Source organism: Rathayibacter sp. AY1C5, assembly GCF_002931705.1.
Classification (GTDB): domain Bacteria; phylum Actinomycetota; class Actinomycetes; order Actinomycetales; family Microbacteriaceae; genus Rathayibacter.
The window spans coordinates 1-3,072 of the sequence record NZ_PSWD01000058.1 but is presented as its reverse complement, the minus strand read 5'-3'; the positions used below and the strand labels follow the sequence as shown (position 1 = coordinate 3,072).

Below are 3,072 nucleotides of genomic sequence, written 5' to 3'. Positions count from 1 at the left end.
CGAGGGCTGCGCCGAGCATCAGGGCGTCGTTATTGGCCTTGCCAGGCTCGCGGCGGCGGTTGTTGGCGGTGGCGCTCATGCGGACTCCTCCGTGTAGATCGGGCCGGCCCACTGCGGGGTGCAGTCGTCGGCGGGTGCTTGGTGCGAGGTCCCCCAGGAGAGGACCGCGAGGCCCCGCTCCGCGAAGAAGACGGGGAGGTCGGTCGTGTGGAAGCCGTGCTCCCCCGGGGCGGACCGCTGGCAGGTCCAGCGGTAGCCCTCGAACGCGACCATCGACGGGCAGCTCACGCGATCACCCGATCCCACTGGTCCCAGGCGACGAAGCTCGCCAGGAGCGCGACGCCGGCCCAGCAGAGGGTGAGCAGGAACCGGTCGCGCTCCGCCGTCCGCTGGCGGGCGCGGATCGCGCTGATGATCGCGGCGCCGCCGGCGCTGGCTGCGACGCAGCTCGCGCCGAGTGCGACGAGGACGCTCACGGCAGGATCTCGACGTTCACGGGATCGGTGGGCAGTGGCTCCGCTGCGCGTCCGGCGCGGGAGGTCGCGTGCCAGAGCTTGTTGGTGTCGTTGACCTCCTTCTCTGCCGCGGTCAGTTCGACGCGCACCGGGATACCGGGACGTCCGCCGACCTTGATCAGGAAGCGGCCGCGGCCGGGAGGCTCGGACTCGTGCCCGGACACGGGGTCCCAGGCGGGCGGGTCCTGCCAGGAGGTGAGCATCCCCTGTTCCGCGATCGACATCGGCACCGCCGAGGTCAGCAGCGGCATCTCAGCACCGGGGAGGCCGCCGCAGATGACCATGCCGGAGCGTTCCACGAAGCCCTTCGCCTTCATCTGATCCTCCGAGGAGGCCAGTGCGAGGAGGTCGGACATGGTGTGGCTGATCATCGCCAGGCCCACGCCGCGGGCGCGGTTCAGGCGGGTGAGCGCGTCGACGCGATCGACCATGCCCTTACCCGCGCGCAGCGCCCGCCACAGCTCGTCCAGGATCACGAAGTAGTGCCGCTGCGGTTCGAGCTCCGCGTCCGCGAGGGCGGCCGCGACGTTGACGGTCCCGAAGCCGGCGGACCAGCAGGCGAGGAGGATCGCGGCCTGGAGGTCGCCTTCGGAGTCGTCGATCGAGGACACGTCGTAGACGACGGGCCGGTCCCGACGCATCGGCGTGGTCGTCTGCTTCGAGAACACCTCGCCCAGACGTCCACCGGTGGTGAGGCCGATGAGGGAGGCTTCGAGGTTCTCGGTGACGTCCTTGTACTTCTCGATGTCGCCGCGGTCCAACGCGACCTGACGAATCTCGTCCGGCGCCTCCTGGATCACGCGCAGCAGGTCCGCGAGGACCGGCACGCCCTGGTGGTGCTCGTCCAGGTACTTCAGTGCCCGGTCGATGATCGTTTCTTCGCGGTCGCTCGGCGGCTGCGAGCGGAGGATCGTCAGCAGCGCTGCGACCATTGTGTGCCGGCGGCCGTGGGCGTCCGCGAGGACCTGGTGCGCCAGGCGCTGCACCTTCGCGGCGTGCTTGCGCAGCCGGCCGACCTCCGCGATCATCGCCGCGGTGTCGTCGGAGACGCCGAGCCCGTCGACCTGGTGCGCGAGCTCGTCGGCCCGCTCGAGCGAGCGGTCGGCCTCGTCACGGAGGCGCTGCGCCGCCTCGGACGCCTCGCCGGGATCGAGGATGTTCAGGTAGCCGCGGCCGCGGCCGAGAGGGATGACCTGCCCGTCGAGGGCTTCGATCAGATCCACGTAGTCCGGCTTGAGGTCGCCCAGCACGAGCGGGATCGTGCCGTACCCGGCGAGGCCGGCGGCCATGCGGCGGGTCAGCGAGGACTTCCCCAGGCCGGGCTTGCCGAGCACGAACATCGACGGGTTGCTGATGAGGTTTGCGCGCTGGAACCAGCTGATCGGGTCGCAGCAGACGGAGGCGCCGGTGGAGAGGTTCTTCCCCAGCGGCACCCCGATCATCGGCGTACCCGTCCCGACCGAGAACGGGTACAGCCCACACACCTGCACGGTCGTCCCGCGGAACTCATCAGCGGCCGTGACGTTGACGGCTTCACCACCGCCGCGACCGAGCCATCCGCGGATGCTCGGGCGCAGAGGACGGCGCAGCGCCGTCCCCTGGCTCTTCTTCTTCCCGCCGTGCGGGATCTCGATCTTCTTCCCCTCTCTGCGCCGGGTGCGCGGGGTGGTGCGCTCTCTGGTGAGCGTCGGGCGCTGAGCGACCGCGGCTACCGGGGCCGGAGCTTCGCCCTGCCCGCGCGCAGCCCGCCGCGAGGGAGCCGTCGTGTCGGTGCCGGGCTCTGCCGAGGACGACACGGCACCGGTGGGCAGGCCGTCGCCGGTCAGCTCCTCCCCCGTCGTATCGCCGTGCGCGGCGGTGACCGCTCCGTCCGGCAGGACGTCCTCACCGGGTTCGAGCTCGTTGTCGCTGTTCGAGGAGAACAGCCGGGTGATCAGGCTCACAGGGACTCCCTCACTTCGGTGGGCAGGCGCAGGTGACGCGGGAGCACGAGCCCCAGCGGCAGACCAGCAGCGAAAACGGTGTCCTGCGACCCAAACGCAGGCCGCACCCGAAGACGCGCCGCAGCGGTCAGCGAGTCGATCGCCGCGCGCGCGTCCGCTTCGTGCACAGCGTCGGTGGTCGTCGCGGTGACGATCAGGCCGAAGTTGAGCAGGCCAGCCCCGGAGGCCTCCTCCGCCGCGGTCGCCTGGGCGGAGCGGGTGGAGAGGGTCGAGCGGGCGGTGGGCTTGGTCGACGCGGAGCTGTTGAACTGCGCCGCGTTCAGGTCCGCCTCCACGATCGCCGCGGCGCGGGCCGGGTCGATGGGGCGGTAGAGCAGGGTGACGCGCTTGCGAGCGACGTCGCGGTGCGGCGCGAGCAGGCGCGCGAGGATCCCCGACTGCACGACACCGCGCGGCGGGGAGGTCATCGTCCACGACGTCGACACGGCGCCGTCGTGCCGGTACGACTCCCACCGGGACTCAGCGGCCGCGGGGCCGACGTCCGTCCACGACAGCTCGGGCACGTCCCCGGAGGCGCGGGCCTCATCGATCAGGACGGCGGCGGCGGGGTCGTA

4 protein-coding genes are annotated in these 3,072 nt (G+C 71.6%); all 4 read right to left on the bottom strand.

Going from position 1 to position 3,072, the window contains the following annotated elements; translation table 11 throughout:
* Positions 1-75: 75 nt before the first annotated feature.
* Positions 76-288, bottom strand: a complete 213-nt coding sequence (locus C5C57_RS17435) for a hypothetical protein (RefSeq protein ID WP_146082478.1) — start codon at positions 286-288, stop codon at positions 76-78.
* A complete protein-coding gene (locus tag C5C57_RS17430; RefSeq protein WP_104297936.1) occupies positions 285-476 on the bottom strand; it encodes a hypothetical protein in 192 nt (63 codons plus the stop codon). The genes C5C57_RS17435 and C5C57_RS17430 overlap by 4 nt, the downstream gene beginning before the upstream one ends.
* Positions 473-2,080, bottom strand: a complete 1,608-nt coding sequence (locus C5C57_RS17425; protein ID WP_258067644.1) for an ATP/GTP-binding protein — start codon at positions 2,078-2,080, stop codon at positions 473-475. The genes C5C57_RS17430 and C5C57_RS17425 overlap by 4 nt, the downstream gene beginning before the upstream one ends.
* Before the next feature lie 374 nt (positions 2,081-2,454).
* The coding region (locus C5C57_RS18275; RefSeq protein WP_374953626.1) for an SCO6880 family protein at positions 2,455-3,072 on the bottom strand (618 nt) is incomplete at its 5' end.